Annotated in this window: 18 protein-coding genes; 13 read left to right on the forward strand and 5 right to left on the reverse strand. The window is 41.6% G+C overall.

What is annotated here, in order from left to right; translation table 11 throughout:
* Window positions 1-101: 101 nt before the first annotated feature.
* Window positions 102-1403 carry a hypothetical protein gene (locus AACU33_RS07900; protein ID WP_096587988.1) on the forward strand — a complete coding sequence of 434 codons (1302 nt, stop codon included), beginning with the start codon at window positions 102-104 and terminating at the stop codon, window positions 1401-1403.
* A gap of 203 nt (window positions 1404-1606) precedes the next feature.
* Here AACU33_RS07900 and AACU33_RS07905 read toward each other — a convergent pair whose 3' ends face one another.
* Complete coding sequence (locus tag AACU33_RS07905) at window positions 1607-2752, reverse strand: SpoIID/LytB domain-containing protein (RefSeq protein WP_096587989.1); 1146 nt, start codon at window positions 2750-2752, stop codon at window positions 1607-1609.
* 276 nt (window positions 2753-3028) lie between these two features.
* On the opposite strand from AACU33_RS07905, the gene AACU33_RS07910 reads away from it, so the two are divergent.
* The 9 genes from AACU33_RS07910 to AACU33_RS07950 all read left to right on the forward strand — a co-directional run bounded on the left by AACU33_RS07910 (window position 3029) and on the right by AACU33_RS07950 (window position 10196).
* Window positions 3029-3628: a TetR/AcrR family transcriptional regulator gene (locus tag AACU33_RS07910; RefSeq protein ID WP_096587990.1), complete on the forward strand. Its 600-nt coding sequence runs from the start codon at window positions 3029-3031 to the stop codon at window positions 3626-3628.
* A 53-nt stretch (window positions 3629-3681) separates the two neighbouring features.
* Window positions 3682-4968 (forward strand): ABC exporter membrane fusion protein, encoded by a 1287-nt coding sequence (locus AACU33_RS07915; RefSeq protein WP_096587991.1) that lies wholly within the window; start codon window positions 3682-3684, stop codon window positions 4966-4968.
* Window positions 4969-5061: 93 nt separating this feature from the next.
* Window positions 5062-5400, forward strand: a complete 339-nt coding sequence (locus tag AACU33_RS07920; RefSeq protein WP_339375840.1) for a DUF2834 domain-containing protein — start codon at window positions 5062-5064, stop codon at window positions 5398-5400.
* Window positions 5401-5414: 14 nt separating this feature from the next.
* Window positions 5415-6581: an ABC transporter permease DevC gene (gene devC, locus AACU33_RS07925; RefSeq protein ID WP_096587992.1), complete on the forward strand. Its 1167-nt coding sequence runs from the start codon at window positions 5415-5417 to the stop codon at window positions 6579-6581.
* 87 nt (window positions 6582-6668) lie between these two features.
* Window positions 6669-7391: a DevA family ABC transporter ATP-binding protein gene (locus AACU33_RS07930; RefSeq protein ID WP_096587993.1), complete on the forward strand. Its 723-nt coding sequence runs from the start codon at window positions 6669-6671 to the stop codon at window positions 7389-7391.
* Window positions 7392-7620: 229 nt separating this feature from the next.
* The gene (locus AACU33_RS07935; protein ID WP_096587994.1) at window positions 7621-8298 is read left to right on the forward strand and encodes a MotA/TolQ/ExbB proton channel family protein; all 678 of its coding nucleotides are present in this window, start codon (window positions 7621-7623) and stop codon (window positions 8296-8298) included.
* Window positions 8258-8662: an ExbD/TolR family protein gene (locus tag AACU33_RS07940; protein ID WP_096587995.1), complete on the forward strand. Its 405-nt coding sequence runs from the start codon at window positions 8258-8260 to the stop codon at window positions 8660-8662. Before AACU33_RS07935 ends, AACU33_RS07940 begins: the two co-directional genes overlap by 41 nt.
* Window positions 8663-8991: 329 nt before the next feature.
* Window positions 8992-9198 carry a glycogen debranching protein gene (locus tag AACU33_RS07945; RefSeq protein WP_096587996.1) on the forward strand — a complete coding sequence of 69 codons (207 nt, stop codon included), beginning with the start codon at window positions 8992-8994 and terminating at the stop codon, window positions 9196-9198.
* A 440-nt stretch (window positions 9199-9638) separates the two neighbouring features.
* A complete protein-coding gene (locus tag AACU33_RS07950) occupies window positions 9639-10196 on the forward strand; it encodes a methylmalonic aciduria and homocystinuria type D protein (RefSeq protein WP_339375841.1) in 558 nt (185 codons plus the stop codon).
* A 162-nt stretch (window positions 10197-10358) separates the two neighbouring features.
* Here AACU33_RS07950 and AACU33_RS07955 read toward each other — a convergent pair whose 3' ends face one another.
* The 3 genes from AACU33_RS07955 to trmB all read right to left on the reverse strand — a co-directional run bounded on the left by AACU33_RS07955 (window position 10359) and on the right by trmB (window position 17755).
* Complete coding sequence (locus AACU33_RS07955) at window positions 10359-13118, reverse strand: alpha/beta fold hydrolase (protein WP_096587998.1); 2760 nt, start codon at window positions 13116-13118, stop codon at window positions 10359-10361.
* A gap of 773 nt (window positions 13119-13891) precedes the next feature.
* The gene (locus tag AACU33_RS07960) at window positions 13892-16612 is read right to left on the reverse strand and encodes an alpha/beta fold hydrolase (RefSeq protein ID WP_339375842.1); all 2721 of its coding nucleotides are present in this window, start codon (window positions 16610-16612) and stop codon (window positions 13892-13894) included.
* 507 nt (window positions 16613-17119) lie between these two features.
* Window positions 17120-17755: a tRNA (guanosine(46)-N7)-methyltransferase TrmB gene (trmB, locus tag AACU33_RS07965; protein WP_096587999.1), complete on the reverse strand. Its 636-nt coding sequence runs from the start codon at window positions 17753-17755 to the stop codon at window positions 17120-17122.
* A 507-nt stretch (window positions 17756-18262) separates the two neighbouring features.
* On the opposite strand from trmB, the gene AACU33_RS07970 reads away from it, so the two are divergent.
* Window positions 18263-19420: a metallophosphoesterase family protein gene (locus AACU33_RS07970; RefSeq protein ID WP_096588000.1), complete on the forward strand. Its 1158-nt coding sequence runs from the start codon at window positions 18263-18265 to the stop codon at window positions 19418-19420.
* A 93-nt stretch (window positions 19421-19513) separates the two neighbouring features.
* Here AACU33_RS07970 and AACU33_RS07975 read toward each other — a convergent pair whose 3' ends face one another.
* Window positions 19514-20746, reverse strand: coding sequence for an FIST signal transduction protein (locus AACU33_RS07975; protein WP_096588001.1), 1233 nt, complete (start codon window positions 20744-20746; stop codon window positions 19514-19516).
* Between the two features lie 375 nt (window positions 20747-21121).
* On the opposite strand from AACU33_RS07975, the gene AACU33_RS07980 reads away from it, so the two are divergent.
* Together AACU33_RS07980 and AACU33_RS07985 are read left to right on the forward strand one after the other, a co-directional pair.
* On the forward strand, window positions 21122-21343 hold the full coding sequence (locus AACU33_RS07980) for a Calvin cycle protein CP12 (protein ID WP_096588002.1): 222 nt from the start codon (window positions 21122-21124) through the stop codon (window positions 21341-21343).
* A 536-nt stretch (window positions 21344-21879) separates the two neighbouring features.
* Window positions 21880-22476 (forward strand): DUF3177 family protein, encoded by a 597-nt coding sequence (locus AACU33_RS07985; RefSeq protein WP_096588003.1) that lies wholly within the window; start codon window positions 21880-21882, stop codon window positions 22474-22476.
* Window positions 22477-22486 lie beyond the last annotated feature (10 nt).

Consider the following 22486-nt stretch of genomic DNA (forward strand, 5'->3'; position numbering starts at 1 on the left):
AAATTGAGTGTGGAATTAGCGATCGCTCTCCCCCAGCCAGCCCAAATAAATCTTTATACTTGAATAAAGAGAGTAAATAGATTTAACAGGAGGGGAGAGCAATGGCTCCCAATCCCAGCATTATGCAAGCTGTAGAACAACTGGGTTATCGTGTCACTGTTGGTGATGTCGCAACTCAGGCTGGATTAAATATCGCAGAGGCGGGACAAGGGTTATTAGCTTTGGCATCTGATGCTGGCGGTCATTTGCAGGTAGCAGAATCCGGTGATATTGTTTACTTATTTCCGCAAAATTTTCGGGCAATTTTACGGAACAAATATTTACAGTTACGATTACAAGAATTGTGGCAAAAGGTTTGGAGTGCCATATTCTATCTGATTCGCATTTCCTTTGGGATTTTCTTAATTGTTTCTATTGCCTTAATTACTGTCACCATCATCATTATCATTACTGCTCTTAATTCAGATCGTGATAGTGACAATAGGAGCAGTCATTATGGGGGTGGTGGCTTCTTCTTTTTCCCAGATTTATTTTGGTATTTTAGCCCTAATTATCAGACTGAATACTACCAAAGGCGACGCGAAAGAAACCAAACAAGTAATTTGAATTTCTTTGAAGCAGTCTTTTCGTTTTTGTTTGGTGATGGTAATCCCAATGCGAAGTTAGAAGAACGGCGTTGGCAGGAAATTGCGGCTGTTATTCGGAATAATCGTGGCGCAGTTGTAGCAGAACAAATTGCTCCTTACTTAGATAATCTTGGGGAAAAATATCAACAAGAATACGAAGATTTTATGTTGCCTGTTTTGCTACGATTCAATGGGCAACCAGAGGTAAGTCCAGAAGGGCAAATTGTCTATTACTTCCCAGAATTACAGGTAAAAGCCAGCAAAAAGCGTCGTCAATCGATCCCAGTATATTTAGAAGAATCACTTTGGCGTTTTAGTGAGGCAAGTTCAGGACAAGTTATGCTCAGTGCTGGCTTGGGCATACTCAATTTTGTTGGTGCTTTAGTACTGGGAAGTTTGTTAAGAGATGGTACAGTTGCTGCCCAATTAGGCGGATTGGTAGCTTTTGTGCAAGGGATTTACTGGCTACTGTTAGCTTATGGAATCGGGTTTTTGGCTGTACCTTTAGTGCGTTATTTCTGGATTCAATGGCGCAATCGGAAAATTAGTGCACGTAACCGCGATCGCCTTTCGCGAGCTAGGCTATTAACAAACGTGGATGCCAGTTTACAGCGAAAGATTGACTACGCCCGTCAGTTTGCCGCAGAAAAAGTTATCGGCAAAGAAGATATAGTCTACTCTAGCGACACTGACTTACTCGAACAGGAATTTGAGCATTCTGCACAGATTGATGCTGAATGGCAACGGCGGTTAGAGCAAGGAAAACAGGCTGAGTAACTAGTAAAGGTAGGCAAATAACCCGTTTTAGCGATTGGATAAAGCAGTTTGCATATTCTTGCAATCTAAAGTTAATTAGCCCTCTTTTAGCACTTTTCTCTAAGTGACCTAAGAGGGCTAATTCTTCATCAATCAATGCAGGTGAAAACCTCTTTTATAAGTAGTTTTTAAATTGGAAATTTTGAATCAATTACAGGAGTAAACTACTTGGCTTTAATTGGCGTTAAGGCTACACCTGGGTAATAATGCCCCAAAATTTGTAGGTGGTTTGCGCCACGCTTGGCAAGATTGTAGGCTCCCCACTGGCTCATACCTAAAGCATGACCGTAACCTAGCCCTTGGAGAATAAAACTACCATCTGCTCCCTTACTAACGTTAAATCGGGTACTCTTTAGCCTGAGCGCAGTACGTACATCTTCGCCCTGTAGTTCCTTCGTGCCCCGATCGCCCACAATTTTGAGAACTTTAACACTTTGGAAGGGCGAACGAGCCTCTGGAATTATATCTGTAACATTGCCTACACCCGAAATCCTAGAACTAATTTCGGTAGGTGAGAAGGTTTTCACCCAGCTACATTCTTTGATATTTTGATCGTAGTCTTGAACAGCACGCAGGTAAGGTTCCTTACTGCCCCAAACATCTTCAACATTTTCGGTATGTCCGCCAGAACAAGCGTGGAAGACTGAGAGAATGATTTTGTTGTTGTAAGTTAGAACTTGTCCAGCTGTAGCATCAACGGCAGCATATGTAGTAGAAGATTCACTACTGACACCTTTGTAAATTTGCCAGCGATCTGGGCTATCGCCTAAATCGTAAATGGGATTACTGCGCTGTCTTTCCCGTTCGTATAAAGCATAAGTACGAGCCGCGATCGCTTGGGCTTTTAGGGCTTCTTGCGGCCACTGAGCGTCCATTTCTCCACCTATAACGCTGTAGAGATATTCCTCTGTATCCACCCAATTAACAGCAGTTAAACCTTTTTCTGTGGGTACAACCAGAGTTCTACCACGATACCAGCGATCGCCAATATAAACGAATCCATTATCTGTCGGCTCAATCCAAAATAAACCAGACTGCCATCTATCTAAAGCTACCCCACCAGGCACGGCTTGAGCATAAAACGAACTCATCGCTGGTAATTGTCCCAGAGTCCGACCCGTACCATCCTTGACTATTGCAGTTTTAGAACTACCAACTTTTACCTGGTTTACATTCCTCTCAATGGCGATGCGCAGGATGACAGATGCTTGAGCTGGGGCAACCAAAGCTATCCACAAGAGGATGCTTACCCACCAATGTTTTCCTTTAATTTGAGAAAGTAAAGAGCCGAGTAAAATTTGAAATTTCATGCCAATTTTCCGATCGCTTAGTATCTTTTTAACGCTTTGGAGCCATCACATCTACAACTAAAAATGAGACGCTATTTCCTCACAGGAGGTTGCCACCTTTACTAATTATGCATATTGCTTTATGTAAATAAATGCGCAGTCATAAATCTGTTGCTTTAGATATTAAATTGATTTAGAAAAAGAAAATAATTTACGTTATCAACTGTATCTTGACAACTCAGTGTTAAGCATCGTAAAGTTATATATAACGAGCGTTCGATATAAATAGCCTCAGTTATGCCCAAGATTGTTGACCGCGAACAATACCGTAAAGAACTGCTCGGCAGATGCTTCGACTTATTTGCCCAAAAAGGCTACAGTGCAATCACCATGAGGGAAATTGCTCAAGGCTTAGGCGTTTCAACAGGAACGCTGTATCATTACTTCCCCAGTAAACAAGCTTTATTTGAGCAATTGCTAGAAGAAATTAGCCAGCAAGATGTGGCTATGGCATTAGCAGAATTGGGAGGAAGAAAACCGTTACCAGAGGCAATGGCAGCATTAGCAAGATACTTAATCAAAAACGAAGATTACTTTATTAAGTGGACTTACATTTGGGTTGATTTTTGCCAGCATCAAGACTCCGAGCAAATAAAAGTAAGTGGGGTTTTAAAGCGTGCTAATCAGCGATATCAGCAAGCAGCCTGTGATTTTTTAGGAGTTGAAGATCCAGTTTTAGCTTCTTTTGTATTGAGTTTCGTCAATGGTTTAATTCTGGAGAAATTATGGGGTGATGAAACTATTTGTTTTACAGAACAATGTGCATTATTGGGAAAAATGCTAACGGCATATTTGCAGCAATCGGTCGATGGGAATCTGGCTAATCGTACAAATTAGCTACCAGCAGTTAAGTTGTCCATGCATAACTTAAATCTTAAAAGAGGGGAAAAATGGATCGTTGGCTATTATTTAAACCAAAAAATCAAGGGATAATTGCGTTAGGAATTGCCGCTACTGCGATTACAGGTGGAATTGTTGTGTATGCAGTTTCTCAGTTTGGGCAAGTTGGTAGAACTGCTACATCTGAAATCCCAACTACACCGATTGTGCAGAAAGTAACGGCCTTAGGGCGACTGCAACCAGAAGCCGAGGTGATTAAGTTGTCTGCACCCTTAGCGTTAGATGGCGATCGCATTGCCCAAATCCTCGTTCAAGAAGGCGATCGCGTTCAATCGGGGCAAACAATCGCAATTTTAGATTCGCGCGATCGCTTGCAAACGGCGGTACTGCAAGCGCAAAAACAAGTCCAAGTTGCCCAGGCGAAACTCGCACAAGTCAAAGCAGGGGCAAAAACCGGAGAAATTCAGGCACAGCAAGCAACTGTAGAACGTTTACAGGCGCAGTCTCAAGGAGATCGCCAAAGTCAACAAGAAGCGATCGCCCGCATAGAAGCACAATGGCAAGGAGATCGAAACGCCCAAGCAGCCACAATTAAAAAACTGATCGCAGAACTCAACAACGCCCAAGCTGAATACTTGCGTTACCAACAGTTATATAAAGATGGGGCAATTTCTAATTCTGCATTTGACACTAAACGCTTGAGTGTGGAAACCACCAAACAACAACTAGATGAAGCGCAAGCTGTTCTCAATCGGATCAATACGACTGCAAGCAGACAACTCGCAGAAGCGAAAGTCGCACTGAACCGCATTAACAGCACGAGTAACAAACAAGTCAGCGAAGCCAAAGCCACACTTAATAGTATTGCCGAAGTTCGTCCAGTGGATGTCGCCGCAGCCCAAACGGAAGTCGAAAATGCGATCGCCTCACTCAAACGCGCCCAAACCGACTTAGCCGCAGCTTACATCAAAGCACCAACAGCAGGGCAGATTCTCAAAATTCATTACCGCGCTGGTGAAAAAATTGGCGATGCTGGTATTGCAGATTTTGCCCAAACCGACCAAATGATTGCAGTGGTAGAAGTTTATCAAACTGACATTGGCAAAGTAAAGCTCGGACAAAAAGCAGTAATTACTGGTCAAGCATTTCCAGGGGAATTGCGGGGTAAAGTTTTTCAGGTTGGCTTACAAGTGAACAGACAAAACGTTTTTAGCAACCAACCAGGAGAAAACCTTGATAGCCGAGTCATTGAAGTCAAAATTCGTCTCAACAGAGAAGATAGCAAGCGAGTTGCAGGTTTGACTAACTTGCAGGTGCAGACAGCCATTGAACTGTAAAGTTTTTTTATCCCAAAGAATAACGAATGTTCGATATAAAGTGAGCTTGTTTCACCTTCTCGAAAAGCCAGCAATTTATCGTAGGTAAATGTCATGATGATGCAAATTATATACCTTATACTTTGTTTCTTTGGCTTTGTTTTACCTTATTCGCAATTCATTCCATTCCTCCTAGAAAAGGGTCTCGATATAAAGCTATTTTTTGAACAGCTATTTGCTAATAAAGTTTCTGGTTTCTTTGCTATGGATGTTATCGTTTCATCCCTAACTTTTTGGGCATTAATATTTTGGGAAGGGACGCGGCTAAAAATGCAAAACCTCTGGGTTTATGTCGCGTGTAATGTTTTAGTTGGTGTCTCCTTTAGTCTTCCCTTATTTTTGCTAATGCGACAACGCCAGATTGAACAGCAAGCTGAAACACTAAGTTATTAAGGGGTTGTTTCCCGATGTTGTCTAAACTCTTCCGTAAAACTCCGCTGGCTTGGCGGCAGTTAATGAAAGAAAAAACCCGTCTTGCGATTGCAGTGGCAGGTATTACCTTTGCCGATATGTTGATGTTTATTCAGTTGGGTTTTGAAAGTGCATTATTTGATGCTGCTGTCAAACCCCATCGGAATTTAAAGGCAGATTTAGTATTAATTAATCCGCAATTTCAAACTTTATTTTCGGTAAAAAGCTTTTCTCGCGAAAGGCTATATCAGACATTAGGTTATGACGACGTACAGTCAGTAAATTCTGTATATATTAGTACTGGGCAGTGGCGAAACCCGCAAACCCGCCTCGATCGCGCCATTTTGGTTTGGGGTATCGAACCAGCACAACCCGCCTTTCAATTTCCCGAAGTCCAACAACATCAGAATGACCTCAAGCAGTTATATCAAGTGTTATTTGACCAAGCGGGTCGTCCAGAATATGGCGATGTTGGCACTATTTATCAAAAATCAGGCAACTTTCAGACAGAACTCAATGGCAAAGCCATCAATGTCAAAGGCTTGTTTAGCAATGGTGCTTCCTTCGCGGCTGATGGTAACGTCATTACTAGCGACTCGACTTTTCTGCAACTATTCCCAGACCGCAAACCCGATCGCATTGAAGTTGGTTTAATTACTCTAAAACCTGGTGCTAATCCCGAACAAGTGCGATCGCAACTCGTAGCTGGTTTACCCAATGATGTCCTAGTTTTAACTCCCGAAGGATTTGCCCAAATTGAAAAAACTTATTGGGCTACGGGTACTGGTATTGGTTTCATTTTTGGATTAGGTGTAGGAGTTGGCTTTATTGTCGGGATTGTCATTGTCTACCAAATTCTTTACTCTGATGTCTCCGACCACCTCCCAGAATACGCCACCCTCAAAGCAATGGGCTATAGCGATCGCTATTTATTCGGAGTTCTAATGCAAGAAGCCTTGTTTATAGCATTATTAGGTTTTTTACCCTCATTTTTCTTTTCTTTTGGGCTGTATCAACTGACCTATGCTGCAACAATGCTACCCATTTTTATGAAAATAGATCGGGCAATAACTGTCTTTATTTTGACTGTCATTATGTGTACTTTTTCGGGAGCGATCGCCATGCGAAAACTCCGCGCTGCTGACCCAGCCGATATTTTTTAGAAGAAATAAGGCAGATTGCAGAAGGGTTTTTTTGTTCCTTTGCGTCTCTGCGTGAAAAAAATATCTCTATCATTAACACGAAAACATATGTTATCAAAATCCCCTTTAGAACCAGTAATTAATATTAGTAATCTCAATCACTACTTTGGTGAAGGCACGCTCAAAAAACAAGTATTATTCGATATTAATTTGGAGATTAAAGCTGGTGAAATTGTCATTATGACTGGCCCTTCAGGATCGGGAAAAACCACCTTGTTAACCCTGATGGGTGGATTGCGATCGGCTCAAGAAGGTAGCCTCAAAATATTAGGACAGGAAATCTGTGGGGCTAAGAAACAGCAGCTAACCCAACTACGCCGCCAGATTGGTTATATTTTCCAAGCGCATAACCTCATGACCTTTTTGACAGCTAAAGAAAATGTGCGGATGTCGCTAGAATTACACGACCAGTATCTTCATCAAGATTTGGATAGCAAAGCGATCGCTATGTTAGAAACCGTGGGACTAGGAGAACGTGTAAATTACTACGCCGAAAACCTCTCAGGAGGACAAAAGCAACGAGTTGCGATCGCTCGTGCCTTAGTCAGCCATCCTAAAATTGTTTTAGCAGACGAACCCACCGCCGCACTCGATAAAAAGTCAGGACGTGATGTTGTGGAATTAATGCAGAGGCTAGCGAAAGAACAAGGCTGTACGATTTTGTTAGTTACCCATGATAACCGCATTCTAGATATTGCCGATCGCATCATTTATATGGAAGATGGGCAATTAAAAAATGATGGCGTAGATGTTGTTACTAAAATGCATTAATAGTTAACTAAAAAATTCCTAATTTTGGAGGTTGGGCAATGCTCACCTGCTAAATTTTTGACGATTAACTAAATTTAGAGATGTTAAAAATGAAACTTCTTACTTTGACATCTTGTCAAACATTGACTTCAGTTATTTACTCGCAGTAATGTTTTTGGAGTTATTATCCCAGCTTAGTTAATCCAGCAATTTTTTAGTTTAACATTGTTGAGGAGTGGAAAAATAATAGATGATATTTAGTAATTTATTTACAGCAGGCGGCGTGGTCATGTGGCCGCTATTAGGATTTTCGGTGTTAGCAGTGGCACTGATTATCGAACGAGTCGTATTTTGGGTAAAGATCAATAATCGACAAAACCGCGTAGTGCGTGAGGTGCTACAACTTTATCGCTTAAATAATGTAGTTAGCGCTTTGGATAAGTTGCAGCAAAATACCGATTTACCCATATCTCGAATTTTTTTGGCAGCTTTAGAATTGGAGGAAGCCACTCCAGAGGAATTTCGCTTGGCGTTAGAAAGTGAAGCACAAGCCGAAATCCCCTTACTCAAGCGTTTCCAAAACATCTTTGAGACTATTATCGGCCTTGCACCTCTGTTAGGACTTCTCGGCACTGTCTTAGGCTTAATTACCTCCTTCGCATCCCTAAATATCGGTGATGTCGGAGGTACGAAAACATCAGGTGTGACAGGCGGGATTAGTGAAGCTTTGGTATCTACAGCCTCAGGATTAGTTGTGGCTATCTTTACACTTTTATTTGCGAATACCTTTCGAGGACTATATCAACGTCAGATAGCCAGGATTCAAGAGTATGGCGGACAGTTAGAATTACTCTACCGCCGTCGTTATGAAAGAGGAGAAAAATCTTATGCGCCTTCCAGAGGAACCAGACATTCCACCCCAGATTAATATCGTGCCGATGATTGATGTCATCTTTGCGATATTGACATTTTTTATCATGTCAACTTTGTTTTTAACTCGGTCTGAAGGTTTACCAGTTAATTTACCAAAGGCAGCGTCGTCACAACAACAAGCTTCCAGCGAACCGATTAATGTCACAGTAGACGCAGCCGGAAAAATTAGTGTCAACCGCAAATCGGTTAATCTCGATGTGTTAGCACCCCAAGTACGCACATTAATGGGCGATAAAAGAGAAGCTTTGGTAATTATTAATGCCGATGCGCAAGTAAATCACGGTCAGGTAGTAGCCGTTATGGATCGGTTACGTCAGGTGCAGGGAGCAAAATTAGCGATCGCCACCCAAAAACCATAGTAGATTAATCAAAAAAATCTCTGTTGTTAGGGAAAAGCAAAAGACGATCTTTCACCTTTTCCCTAATAAAAAATTTATCTCCTGTTACCAAGTTATTTCAATTTTGGCACATCACCTATTATTATAATCTCTCTCCATCTCTTCTACTTTATATATTTGTATCGCCCTAAATAGTAAGTCTTTACAACTGACACGCTCTCAGAACTGCTATTTATGATTCTTAACTTATGAGAATGGCTAATTCTTTAATTACTCGGCAATTTTGAGTTTTAATAGTATTCTAGAAGGACAAATAGCTTTTTTCACTACAGTTGTTGAGGGCAAACTCCATGACTATTTGGGTAAACGAGCAAATTGATCCGTCAGGCATGATTCATGCTTGTATTGCCTGTTGTGACGAATCTCAAGCCAACGATTGTCATGAATCCTTTGAGAATAATTTGAGTGACAAACAAAAAGCCGCAGGTTGGATAGCCCAATTGCGGATGGTTGATTCTTGGGATGATGTTCCAGTCAATGCTTTAAAGCTAGATTAATTAATTCTTAACGAATGTAGCTACAAAACATAACTTCACATTAGAAGTTATGTAGTTTTTTTAGTGAGTGCAATACTAACGGTCTTGGCTTCGTAAAACTACAAGGTATGACTGCCGTTCAGAAAGTCATAGATTTGGTGCTGTGAGTACTATTTCCTTGAAAGATAGATGATAGTTTTAGATGTAGGTTGAATAAAGGTAATAGATAAATTATTCACCTACAGAAACTTTCAAATGAGGAGATTCACTCACTAATAAATCGCTTTGATAAAAATTAAGTTAATAAAAGATAAAAATCTGATTAAAACTTAACACTTCACCCAAAAATCTGTGAATTAACTCAAACATTAGAAAAATTTGATGATTTTTATAAAGTTTTAAGAGTTATTATGAATACCGAAGATAAAAGTTAACTAACTTGCAACCACCGCATCAATGTAGTGAACTATTTCAAAGTTTACTCTTCGGAGCAAAGCTATCCCATTCATTTGGTTGGCAAAACGGGACAAGCTATTCAGATTTCGATTCATTCTCCTAGCCAGTATATCTGTGCCAACTGCGAACGGATATTACCAGATTGGAAACAGCAGTCTTTTTTTTGGGTAGCGATCGTTTTACAGCAATCGCGATATCAACTTCATGAAAGAACAAAAATAATTGAAGCGGAGAAAGAACGTTTAAGAGAAAAGTTTATGCGGTTTGGTTGTGATTTAGCATTTAATCTACGCGATCGCAACTATTTAACAGACCTCATAGATCCTCGCACAGGGTATCCGTTACTTTCCCATCCGGGAAGCGTCCCGCATGACGATACAGCAGTAGTTAAAGCCTTGCTTCATTACCCAGTTATAAAAAATAAATGCCGTGTAATAGTACATCCGAACTGGGGTACAGCCGTTTATCCCAGTGTCATAATTTCCGAGGCTCCCCCAATCATGATTGAATGGGCAATCAAAAGCATAGCACCTCTGCATGGATGGCAAGAGGTTAGTGAATAGGATGTTGATATACACTGGTGCAAAAAAGCTATGCATGGATTGGTTCAATCAATGAAATTCAGCTAGAGATAGAGGGTACTTGGTTACTTGATGCTGTGTTGTTAGATTCTCAAAACAATAGCAATAGTGGTAGAGAAGACTGTCAAACCAGTGCAGATTTTCTTACCAATGCTTTGTCAGAGAATTGGTATAACTCGTGTTTTCAGAGTTGCTAATATTGCCACTAGCCTCTAACACTTCTGACTGTGCTTTATTTAACCACGCCTGCAATTTTTCCGCCACTACCTCTACGTAAGGTTCATTGAATAGGGTAAAGTGAGAACCAGGAATATTTTCCATTTCCAAAGAGCCAGTCACTATCTCTCCCCAACCAAGTAGTGGATCGAATTTTATACCTGTAGCATCAAATCGGTTCTGATCCTCAGTTCGCAACAGTACTACTCGACCGGGGTAAGTTGGGAAGCTATATTCTCTGGAAGCTTGTGTGTTGACATTGATGATTTCTATATGCGGATCGGTTTGCGATAGCTGTTGGCTGACATGGCGCAGATAATTTTGCGACAGATTCAAGTAACGCTGAGATTTGTGTTTGAGATGGTACTTGCCTTTGTGGAAATTTTCTTTGAGCAAATTATTCCACACCCCAACCCTTTGCCAAAGATAACTCGGCCCGATATTCACCAGATTCTGGTAATGTTCGGCAATGCGCTCGATCAATGGCAATCGCCTGTCCGAACCAGGAACGAAACTATCGAACATTGCTAACAAGGCAATTTCCTCACCTTGACTTCGGAGTTGCTGCGCCATCTCGAAGGCAACTATACCGCCAAAAGAGTAGCCGCCTAAGAAATAAGGGCCTTGAGGTTGAATCGTTTGGATTTGTTGAATATACTCAGCAGCCATATCTTCAATTCGGGTATGAAGTGGCTGTTTGCCATCTAGCCCAATTGGTTGCAATCCATAAAATGGTCGGTCTGTTCCCAATTTCATTGCTAATTCTCGGAAAATTAGGACTTCGCCACCTAAACCATGAATGCAGAAGAATGGGGGTTGATCGCCTTTGGGTTGCAGTGCGACTAACGATGACCAAGATGATTGTATCGATTGAGAGTTACTGCTAACGATCTGGGCAAGTTGCTCAATTGTGGGTGCGTTAATTAAGGTAGACAGCGGCAGATTTTTGTGGAATTTCTCCTCAATTTGGGCGAACAATCGTACCGCTAGCAACGAGTCTCCACCCAATGCAAAGAAGTTATCATAAATTCCGACTTCTTTGAGATTCAATAGCTGGGTCCAAATTGCTGCCAATCGCTTCTCAATCTCAGTTCTGGGTGCAAGGAATTTGGCTTGCAATTGCTCTTTGAGCTTTTGTGCCAAACCAATCCGTTGGAGTTTACCTGTGGAACCTTTGGGGATTTCTGGGATAAAGATGATTTGATTTGGCACTTTGAAACCAGCCAGCTTGGTGGCGACAAATTCCCGAATTTCTTGCTCAGTGACAGTAGTATTTGGTCGCAGGACAATTGCGGCTGCCAAATCTTCACCAAGGGTAGGGTGCGGCACTGCAAAGGCTACTGCTTGGTCGACTGCTGGGTGGTCTAGTAGTACATCATCTATTTCTCGAGGAGCGATCTTCTCTCCACCGCGATTAATTTGTTCTTTCAACCTACCTGTGAGGAACAAGTAACCTTCGTTATCTAGATAACCTTGGTCTCCCGTTCTAAACCACCCCTTTGTAAACGAGTTTTGATTAGCTACGGGATTGTTTTCGTAAGCGAGCATCACATTGCTACCCCGGATGACGACTTCTCCAGGTTCGCCTTTTGCCAGCAGATTTCCCACTTCATCCATAATCGCTACTTCTGGGCCAGCAGCAAGACCTGCTGAATATAATTTCCGTGTTTGTGGTGGTAGAGGATTCGAGGTAATTTGTGGAGAAGCTTCTGTCATGCCATAAGCTTCAATGACTGGCACGTTAAACGCTTGTTCTAAGGCCTGCATCACCTGCGGTGGTAATGCAGAGGATGCAGAACGAATAAAACGCAGTGGGTATTGCTTGATGATATTATGGTGAGCTTCTACCTCTGCTAAAATTGCTTGATGAATAGTTGGTACAGCTGTGTACCAACTGGGGTGGAACTGCTGCATCCACTCAAAAAACTTGGCTGCATCAAAGTTAGGAGTGCAGACTACACTACCTCCCGCCGCTAGAGAAGAAAATACTGTACTTAGCCCATGAATATGAAATAGGGGCATAACGTTCAAGCAGCGATCGCTTGGCTGCAATGCCAGTGCCTTTTTAATATTTTGGGCTGATGCATACAGATTAGCCTGTGTCAGGGGCACTATTTTGGGTCTAGCAGTTGTTCCTGATGTATGCAATACCAGGGCGATATCTTCATTGCGACTTTGAGTGCCTTCTACAGCAGGTAAGTTAGTCTCACCTACTAGCTGAAAGATTCCTGCCTCTGCCTTGAGGTTTGGTACTAATTCAATAATTGGGATATGACGCGCCGCTGCAACTTCTCTGGCTATTGAATCGATTCCTGATTGTACAATCAGTGCCTTGGCATTCAAATCTCCTAAATAGAAGTCAAATTCTGCGGCACTATAAGCCGGATTTAGCGGCGCACTAGTAGCACAAATAGCTACTGCCAAAAAGCTAACTGCCATCTCCGGCCCTTTGGGCAGTACAATGGCAACGCGATCGCCTACTCCCAACCCCATTGCATTTAAGGTTGCACGGACATTTTGCATGTGCTCGTAAAGGCGAGCATATGTCAATGGCAGACGTCCGGGAGATGCGATCGCTCTGGCTCCAGGATTTTGTCTGATACCCTCTATCAATAACTGCTCAATTGTCAAATTTTTTGCAGTACCAAAGATTGACGTGGTTTTCTCTTGTAATTCTTGTTTTGGCATTTATCTTGAAAAAACTTACGTTTCTATCAGCTATTCACACATTTGTTGAGAGCTGCTATCTATAGCTATACAATTACTAACAGTACGATTTGAACTCTTCATAAAAAATTCAAATAATTAACTGCCATTATTCAGTCATTTATAAAGTAAATATAAAGTTATTGCAGCAATAAAAACCGCCAAAATCGTTGCAAATTATATTAGGTTTGTTTAAATATTTACGATTAAGAATAACGCAAAGATAAACAGATACAGTGAAGCAGTGCCTTGGACTGAGAAACTTTGCGGCGCACTCCAAAAGAAAACTCACAAAGTAGCCCTTCCTGCCGAGTAGGGTGTACCATTTGGCACAGCCGTTACTGTTCCCTCTGCTCCCTGCTACGTCTACAAGTCGATCGATCGCAAAGGCTAAATAGCTCTACCTGCGGTATTTCACGATCGGTCTTTCACTGCACATTAACTTTAAATATTGATTGGTTCGATTAATAGAATTCCCCTAAATATCTAGGGTATTTGGTTACTTTATACACGTTATGTGAGTTCAAAATTCTCAGGCCATATCAAAGGTTTTAGCCTTAAATTGAATTGTAAACTCCAGCCTTATGAACAAGACTGCATTGTTTCAATCTTCAACTCACATAAGCTATTGTATGCTTTATTGTTAACTTTAAACGATCGAAAGAATTAAAACAAAGTAGTTGGTAGAGAACACCGTCCAACCAAACCAGTGCAGATTTTCGCACCTGTAGTTCTTTGTACGAGAATTGGGAGCACTAGTCGCTGATTTTTTCACTAGCTGCTAGCACTTGTGAGTGTGCTTTATTTAACCACACCTGCAATTTTTCCGCCAATATCTCTACGTAAGGTTCGTTGAATAGGGTAAAGTGAGACCCAGGAATATTTTCCATTTCCAAAGAGCCAGTCACTATCTCTCCCCAACCAAGTAATGGGTCGTATTCTATACCTGTAGCATCAAATCGGTTCTGATCCTCAGTTCGCAATAGCACGACTCGACCGGGGTAAGTTGGGAAGCTATATTCTCTGGAAGCTTGTGTGTTGACATTGATGATTTCTATATGCGGATCGGTTTGCGATAGCTGTTGGCTGACATGGCGCAGATAATTTTGCGACAGATTCAAGTAACGCTGAGATTTGTGTTTGAGATGGTACTTGCCTTTGTGGAAATTTTCTTTGAGCAAATTATTCCACACCCCAACCCTTTGCCAAAGATAACTCGGCCCGATATTCACCAGATTCTGGTAATGTTCGGCAATGCGCTCAATCAATGGCAATCGCCTGTCCGAACCAGGAACGAAACTATCGAACATTGCTAACAAGGCAATTTCCTCACCTTGACTTCGGAGTTGCTGCGCCATCTCGAAGGCAACTATACCGCCAAAAGAGTAGCCGCCTAAGAAATAAGGACCTTGAGGTTGAATCGTTTGGATTTGTTGAATATACTCAGCAGCCATATCTTCAATTCGGGTATGAAGTGGCTGTTTGCCATCTAGCCCAATTGGTTGCAATCCATAAAATGGTCGGTCTGTTCCCAATTTCATTGCTAATTCTCGGAAAATTAGGACTTCGCCACCTAAACCATGAATGCAGAAGAATGGGGGTTGATCGCCTTTGGGTTGCAGTGCGACTAACGATGACCAAGATGATTGTATCGATTGAGAGTTACTGCTAACGATCTGGGCAAGTTGCTCAATTGTGGGTGCGTTAATTAAGGTAGACAGCGGCAGATTTTTGCGGAATTTCTCCTCAATTTGGGCGAACAGTCGTACCGCTAGCAACGAGTCTCCACCCAATGCAAAGAAGTTATCATAAATTCCGACTTCTTTGAGATTCAATAGCTGGGTCCAAATTGCTGCCAATCGCTTCTCAATCTCAGTTCTGGGTGCAAGGAATTTGGCTTGCAATTGCTCTTTGAGCTTTTGTGCCAAACCAATCCGTTGGAGTTTACCTGTGGAACCTTTGGGGATTTCTGGGATAAAGATGATTTGATTTGGCACTTTGAAACCAGCCAGCTTGGTGGCGACAAATTCCCGAATTTCTTGCTCAGTGACAGTAGTATTTGGTCGCAGGACAATTGCGGCTGCCAAATCTTCACCAAGGGTAGGGTGCGGCACTGCAAAGGCTACTGCTTGGTCGACTGCTGGGTGGTCTAGTAGTACATCATCTATTTCTCGAGGAGCGATCTTCTCTCCACCGCGATTAATTTGTTCTTTCAACCTACCTGTGAGGAACAAGTAACCTTCGTTATCTAGATAACCTTGGTCTCCCGTTCTAAACCACCCATTCGTAAACGAGTTTTGATTCGCTACGGGATTATTTTCGTAAGCGAGCATCACATGGCCGCCCTGTACGACAATCTCTCCAACTTCATAAGGTTGAAGCAAATTACCAGCCTCATCCATAATGGCTAATTTCATGCCAGTGGCAATTCCTACCGAACCAGGTTTGCGCTGACGAGGTGGTAAAGGATTGAGGGCGATGATACAGCCTGTCTCTGTCATGCCATAACCTTCTAGTACTGGAGCTTGGAAGAAATCTTCTAAGGCTTTCATGACTGGGCGTGGTAAGGCAGCGCCTCCAGAACGAATAAATCGCAGTTTAGGTATGCTATCTAAAGTCTTATGGATATCAGTAGCATTCAAAATTGCTTGATGAATGGTTGGTACTGATGAATACCAGGTTGCTTGCATTGTTTGCAGCCAGGTAAAAAACTGCGTGACATCAAATCCGGGAGTACAAGCAACACTACCACCAGATGCGATCGAGGACAGGATAGATATAAATAACCCCTGTACGTGAAACAGGGGCATAACATTTAAGCAACAATCACTTGGCTCTAACTCTAGTGCCTTTTTGATAATGTCTGCTGCAATATACAAATTAGCCTGGGTCAGAGGCACAATTTTGGGACGGACGGTGGTTCCTGATGTATGCAAAACCAGAGCAATATCTTCATTGCGACTTTGATGGCCTTCTACAGCAGGTAAGTGAGTTTCACCTACTAGTTCAAATATTCCTGCCTCTGCCTCTAAGCTTGGCACTAGTTCAATAATGGGAATATTGTGTGCTGCTGCAACTTCCCTGGCTATTGAATCTTTCCCTGCTTGTACAATCAGTGCCTTGGCATTCAAATCTCCTAAATAGAAGTCAAATTGCTCTGCACTATAAGCCGGATTTAGCGGCGCACTAGTAGCACAGGCAGCTACAGCCAAAAAAGCTGCTGCCATCTCCGGGCCATTGGGCAGTACAATGGCAACGCGATCGCCTACTCCCAACCCCATTGTATTTAAGGTTGCACGGACATTTTGCATGTGCTCGTAAAGGCGAGCATATGTCAGTGGCAGACGTCCTGGAGCTGCGATCGCTCTGGCTCCAGGATTTTGTCTGATACCATCTATCAATAACTGCCCAATTGTCAAATTTGTTGAAGTACCAAAGATTGACGCGGCTCTCTCTTGTAACTCTTGTTTTGCCATTGGTCTTTAATGTACTTAGATTCCTATAGCTATTCACGATTTTCTTTATGAAAAGCTATTCATATATATACAGCCACATAGAGTATAATTTATGAGCTTCATGAAGCCTTCAACACATAGATGTACTTATTACGTAATTTATAAAGTAACTATAAAGAAATAGAATTTTCCGGATTAGCTAAAATCACGGGTAATTGATATTTTTACAGAGTCAAAAAACATTCAGAGTCTGAGATCGCGTAAAGATTTTGTCCATCTTTAATTAAGATATAAATATAATTTATATTTCTCTGATTATAGAAAAATAAAATTGATGTAATAAACTCAATTATAGATATAAAACAACGAAAGACTTACCTCACGACTCTACCTATGGGCAGAGAACCTACCAGCAAAAGAAAATTGTGAATAGTCAGTAGCAAACAACTGACTATTTACAACTGTCAAGTGATGCGAAATTAGCGGGATTCCTTGGTATAGAGGAACTTAAAATTTTTCTTTTACAAGTTATCTCTTAATAAATAAAGCTCGATAAATTGGTTCGCTCTTATTCTGAGTAGCTATTTCCCTTTCTGTAGAGACAGGTAGCGGATTTTCTGTTAGCCATTCTCCTGCACTCAGTTTCTGAAAGGCTGGATTTTGAGCAAAGATATCGCGCATTTCTATTGCTAAAAATTCTATATCTGATTGCAAAAATACGACACCACCAGCGGCAACATACTTTGCTAAGTCTGACACTAATTCTGGTTGGACTATTCGCCGTTTAGCATGGCGAGTTTTAAACCAAGGATCGGGAAATTGAATTGTGACCCGTTGTAAAGTACCCTCAGGCAGTGAGGATAAAAGCGCGTTTAGCGATCTATTTACATTACAAAATAAATAGTGAAGATTTGTTAAACCCCAATCCGAACATAACTGATTGGCCTCGACTACAAGAGGTTCTCGAATTTCCAAACCAAGAAAATTCCAGTTAGGTTCTATTTGTGCCATATGCAATAAAAACCGTCCCCTAGCACAACCAATATCTAGATGTAGTGGTTGGTGAGGTTGAGCATACAATTTATCCCAATCAAGGGAATTTACTGGTGTTTGATACTTTTGGGCAAGCGGATTGACATGTTGACGTACTCGCACAGCGGCCAAAATAGATTCTCCTTGATGTGAAAATAATCAATAGTTAGAGATAACGGAGTCGCGATCGCCTAACTAACAATGGTATTTAATATATTAACTTAAATTACAATTTCAGCTAAATAGAAAGATAAAATATCTAAAAATTTTTTGTTATTTGCCTAATTCTGTCATTTTCGATCTAAATCAAGATACTAAACAATCTTTAATTCAATAAAGCCTTAACAGAATTCTAGATAATTATTAATAATTAAGACGCAGCATAGATATTACTATATGATTCTCGATGGTGCTGATTTTGATTATAAACAGCCATCAATATTTTAAACTTCTGCCTCCTAGAAAAAAATGCTCTAGGCAAGCAGAGAGTGTCAAACAGTATAGCTGCTGGATTTTCTATCTACATTTAATATGTACGAATGTTAAGCAGAAGCAATCCTACACAGGGTTACAAAGCAAGGGTTATACTCTTTGAAAAAGACTTGTTTTAACCCTACTTTTAAAAGTATCCTGAAATCAATGGCTCTAAATTTTCGTTTTGCCATAGTTAGCGATTTACACATCGCACTTCCTCACACAATCTGGAATCATCCTAGCCGATTTCACTTAGTGGAGGTTAGCATTCCGGCTTTTGAAAGTGTATTAGAACATTTAACGCAACTAGATTTAGATTTTCTTTTAATCCCAGGAGATTTAACCCAGCATGGCGAACCAGATAACCACGCTTGGTTACAACAACGTTTAGCCCAATTACCTTTTCCGGTTTATGTTGTCCCTGGCAATCATGATGTTCCTGTACTGATGGCAGATCGGCAATCTATTGCTTTTGCCGATTTTCCTTACTATTACCGCAAGTTTGGTTATGAAAATCCACAGCAACTTTACTACACTACTGAGTTAATGCCTGGAGTCCGACTGATTGGGCTAAATTCCAATTCTTTTAACGACCAAGGTCAGCAGATAGGACGTTTGGATAGCGCACAATTCAGGTGGTTAGAACAGGTGCTAGCAGCAGCCACAGATGAATTGCTGTTAGTCATGGTGCATCACAATGTTGTGGAACATCTACCTAATCAATCCTGCCATCCAATGGCGAATCGCTATATGCTGGAAAATGCGCGGGAACTAGTGCAGTTGCTACAGCGCTACGAAGTTAATTTAGTATTTACGGGACATTTGCACGTTCAGGATGTTGCCTATGCGAATGGAGTATACGATATTACTACTGGTTCTTTAGTCAGTTATCCTCATCCTTATAGAGTTTTAGAGTATCATCGCGATAACTACGGCAGACAGTGGTTGCAAATTTTATCACATCGTGTAAACTCAGTACCTAATTTTCCCAATTTACAACAGTTGTCTAGGCAATGGATGGGCGATCGCTCTTTTCCCTTCTTGATGAAGTTGCTCACCCTACCTCCTTTAAACCTACCAACTGACCAAGCACAAGAACTCGCACCTAGTTTGCGCGATTTCTGGGCAACAATTGCCGATGGCGATGCTTTATTAGACTTCCCCCAGTTTCCCTGCAAAGTGCGCCGCTACATTCAAAAATATAGCGCGATCGCCAGTGGTGGGACTCCGACATTCATTGATAACAACAGTACTATTCTGCTGGATGATGAGACAGGGGTAAGGGAGTGTGGGGAGTGTGGGGAGTGTGGGGAGACAAGGTGAGACCAACGCTGCGGGAGGTTTCCCTCCGCAGGCGACTGGCATTAGCGACGAAGGAGCGTCACCCGAAGGGAAGAAATAACCAATGACAAATGACTACCCTACCTTTTCATCTTCTAACTCTAAGGCGCGGCAAATTCCAAATACTGAGGTGTAACCGTGTAAAAAGGTGCTGCCACCTACCGGGCCGATTTCGCCGTTACAGAAAAAACCGCCGACAGGAATATCTTTGAGATAGCGTCTAAATAGCTCAGAATCGAAATTGGATTTACCGTAGAGTCCTGCACCGCGCCCTACGCAAGCAAACATTAAAGCAGCTGCGGCATTGCCTTCAGCAGATTGTTGGTTTTGATACTGTTGGAGGAGAAATTCTAGATCCTCTGCGGAGGCTTCAGCATCACGTAAGTGAAATTGCAGGCGTTGACCGGGACGAACCCGATCGCCAATTGCGATCGCACCTGCTGTCGGATCTACCCCCAGAATACCGCGAATTAAAAAGTCTCCCTGATGCAAAGAAGTCTTAAACTCATCCATTGCTACCCCAACAAATAAAGAATGTTGTGCTAGGAAGCGTTCTTTTTCGCTGAGATTGGCAATTAATTCCCGCAATACCACTAAGGGTACTTGCTCATCTAGTTCCAAAATGATATTGCGTTCGGCTTTCGTCACTTGCAAAGGTTCGCCAATGGGTCGGCATCCTTGAGCCACGATTGTTTCTAACACAATATTGCCACTCAAAGCCAAGCCTACCGTCCCTTCGCGATACAGGCGATCGTTACAAAATAGAGCCATGCGCCCACTCATCCCCCCAGCGCTAGCCTGTCCTCCCACCGTTACCGAACCGGGATAAGCAAAATCTAGCCCCTGCAATAGATCGTTAATGCCAGAGGAAAACGTACCACCCAGCAAGATGAACTGAGGTTTGGAGGATGGTGGAACGCCGATCAAATCAATCCAAGCATCTGGGGAGCTATCTAAGTCAGGCAATTCTTCTGCCACAACATGAAAAACATGGAGATCCACCCCTGGCAAATGCGCCAAAGTCAGACTTAGGGCTGCTTCTGCTTCCAGTTCTTGAGTTTCTCCTCCGGTTGTAGTGCCAATTACACCGCCACCGCTACAGCCAATTAACACTGGTACTGAAAGTTTTTCCGCCAGCAAAGGTAAAAGCCGCGAATACTCGCTGGCAAAAGCAGACGAAATGAATACCAGCCCCAAATCTGCTGGTACTTTTAACGATGAGACAGCCCTTTCTACCACATCTGTAATAGCTGCTTCTAAAGAAGGACGGGTTGACAGGGCATTTGCCCACTGCATTCGATCTGCCATGAGTTTTAGGCTTCTTTCTCTCGTTGGGCTGTTCTTTTGACTTTGATTCCTGGGTAGAATTGCATCCGATCGCAGTTGATGCCAACTCTTTTCACCTCAGTGACCTGTCCATCCCAGGAAGCTAGGGCTGTTATTCCCTACTTGATTTATTAAATATATTGTATGATTATACTTTCGTACTACTAGCTCTACAAAATCTTAAAAGATAAATATAAACGTAGTATATATGCCATCGTTTATTGTATTAGTTATAGATCGCCAGACTAAAACACTAACTTAACAGCTAAGTGGTTAGAATGGTGTAGATAGAACAAAAACTGTCATTTTTGAGATTTTTCTATACTGGTATTAACACCACACAACGAGACTAAATCTATGAGCGACATCCAAGAAAAAATCCAAGAAGAAGTTGAACAAGCTCGTGCTGTCTGTGACATTTCAGGGAGCAACTCTGCTGAATGTGCAGCCGCTTGGGATGCAGTTGAAGAATTGCAAGCTGAAGCCTCTCATCAGCGCCAAAATAAGCAAAAAAATTCTTTAGAAAAGTACTGCGATGACAATCCAGAAGCAGTTGAGTGCCGAGTTTACGATGACTAAAAATTAAATTAGTCAATTTTCTTGTCGTCTAACGGGCAAGCAACCAGGACTCCTTTATTGATATCTTGCACCTTTACAGGACTTCCATCTCTGTTTACTCAGCTTATTTTAAGATTGAGTAAATTTAGTAGCAATCTTTGGGTTAACTAAAGATTCTGGGAGTTTACATAAAATCTCGCATTGGGGTAGTTTGCAAAACTCACCCTAGCGTTGTCGTCGATGCAAGATATTAAGTAAAAAAACCTTGAGTTGCTTGTTCTTTTTTCTAATTACACATTTAAGTACTATATTTTGTAGCTTTAGATGCAGTAATTAGTGGCAGAGATATTTTCTAAGTCTAACAAAGTATTTCCAGTCTAGTCGAAATTTCAGGAAATTAGTATAAAAATATCTGTTCTGAACTAGTACCTAAATTGTTTGTTTTAATTAAACTGTTAGCTATCATGTAACAGCTATTAGCTAGTTAATAACTGTTAAGTATGCCAGTTAAGGATACTTTTTAGTGAGATTGCTTAATTGATATTTTGGTAAGAACTATGGAAAATGATGTTTGGTTTCGCCCGTTTGTGTGGCTTGACTATAGACTGGCGCTGATATTTATGGTAATTATCCCTCTAATTTTGCTAATTTGGGCGTTTGTGCAAAAAGCAGAAGGAATACAACGCTTATTAACTATTTACTGGCGAGTATCTAGTTTGTTGGCCATTACTGTTTACTTGATGATTAGTGGATTTGGGGTAAGTTTTCTCTCTGGATTGATTGGGCGCATCTTGATCCCTGTTTCTTTGTGGTTCTGGGTAGATCTCAATGATGAAATTGAATATCAAGCTAGCGGGCCGTTAAAACTAACTTTTACCTCGTGGCGTTGGGCTATGACTATCTATGGAATTTTGGGAACCATAGCCTTTATACCTTTTTTGGGTTGTGCTTTTTCTCCAACTGCACTCCAATCTTCCTATTGTCGTGTTTGGTTAGAAGCCCCATTACTATTTAAAGAATATTTCCACGCCAATAGCAAACCTGCATTTCTGGGCTTTCTGGGGATCGTCGGCTTGATAATTTACGTGCTTTACTTAAGCTACTTTGTCTTAATTAAGCTAGGTAAGCAGGGACGTTCAGCTACACAACAGTAATCTTTTGCCA

It is taken from the genome of Calothrix sp. NIES-2098 (assembly GCF_963875125.1).
In the GTDB taxonomy this organism is placed as follows: domain Bacteria; phylum Cyanobacteriota; class Cyanobacteriia; order Cyanobacteriales; family Nostocaceae; genus Aulosira.

What these genes read in the sequence shown, in the direction of transcription:
- AACU33_RS07900 (WP_096587988.1), top strand. Translation starts at nt 102, where the DNA reads ATGGCTCCCAATCCCAGCATTATGCAAGCTGTAGAACAACTGGGTTAT.
- AACU33_RS07905 (WP_096587989.1), bottom strand. Translation starts at nt 2,752, where the DNA reads ATGAAATTTCAAATTTTACTCGGCTCTTTACTTTCTCAAATTAAAGGA.
- AACU33_RS07910 (WP_096587990.1), top strand. Translation starts at nt 3,029, where the DNA reads ATGCCCAAGATTGTTGACCGCGAACAATACCGTAAAGAACTGCTCGGC.
- AACU33_RS07915 (WP_096587991.1), top strand. Translation starts at nt 3,682, where the DNA reads ATGGATCGTTGGCTATTATTTAAACCAAAAAATCAAGGGATAATTGCG.
- AACU33_RS07920 (WP_339375840.1), top strand. Translation starts at nt 5,062, where the DNA reads ATGATGATGCAAATTATATACCTTATACTTTGTTTCTTTGGCTTTGTT.
- devC (WP_096587992.1), top strand. Translation starts at nt 5,415, where the DNA reads ATGTTGTCTAAACTCTTCCGTAAAACTCCGCTGGCTTGGCGGCAGTTA.
- AACU33_RS07930 (WP_096587993.1), top strand. Translation starts at nt 6,669, where the DNA reads ATGTTATCAAAATCCCCTTTAGAACCAGTAATTAATATTAGTAATCTC.
- AACU33_RS07935 (WP_096587994.1), top strand. Translation starts at nt 7,621, where the DNA reads ATGATATTTAGTAATTTATTTACAGCAGGCGGCGTGGTCATGTGGCCG.
- AACU33_RS07940 (WP_096587995.1), top strand. Translation starts at nt 8,258, where the DNA reads ATGCGCCTTCCAGAGGAACCAGACATTCCACCCCAGATTAATATCGTG.
- AACU33_RS07945 (WP_096587996.1), top strand. Translation starts at nt 8,992, where the DNA reads ATGACTATTTGGGTAAACGAGCAAATTGATCCGTCAGGCATGATTCAT.
- AACU33_RS07955 (WP_096587998.1), bottom strand. Translation starts at nt 13,118, where the DNA reads ATGCCAAAACAAGAATTACAAGAGAAAACCACGTCAATCTTTGGTACT.
- AACU33_RS07960 (WP_339375842.1), bottom strand. Translation starts at nt 16,612, where the DNA reads ATGGCAAAACAAGAGTTACAAGAGAGAGCCGCGTCAATCTTTGGTACT.
- AACU33_RS07970 (WP_096588000.1), top strand. Translation starts at nt 18,263, where the DNA reads ATGGCTCTAAATTTTCGTTTTGCCATAGTTAGCGATTTACACATCGCA.
- AACU33_RS07975 (WP_096588001.1), bottom strand. Translation starts at nt 20,746, where the DNA reads ATGGCAGATCGAATGCAGTGGGCAAATGCCCTGTCAACCCGTCCTTCT.
- AACU33_RS07980 (WP_096588002.1), top strand. Translation starts at nt 21,122, where the DNA reads ATGAGCGACATCCAAGAAAAAATCCAAGAAGAAGTTGAACAAGCTCGT.
- AACU33_RS07985 (WP_096588003.1), top strand. Translation starts at nt 21,880, where the DNA reads ATGGAAAATGATGTTTGGTTTCGCCCGTTTGTGTGGCTTGACTATAGA.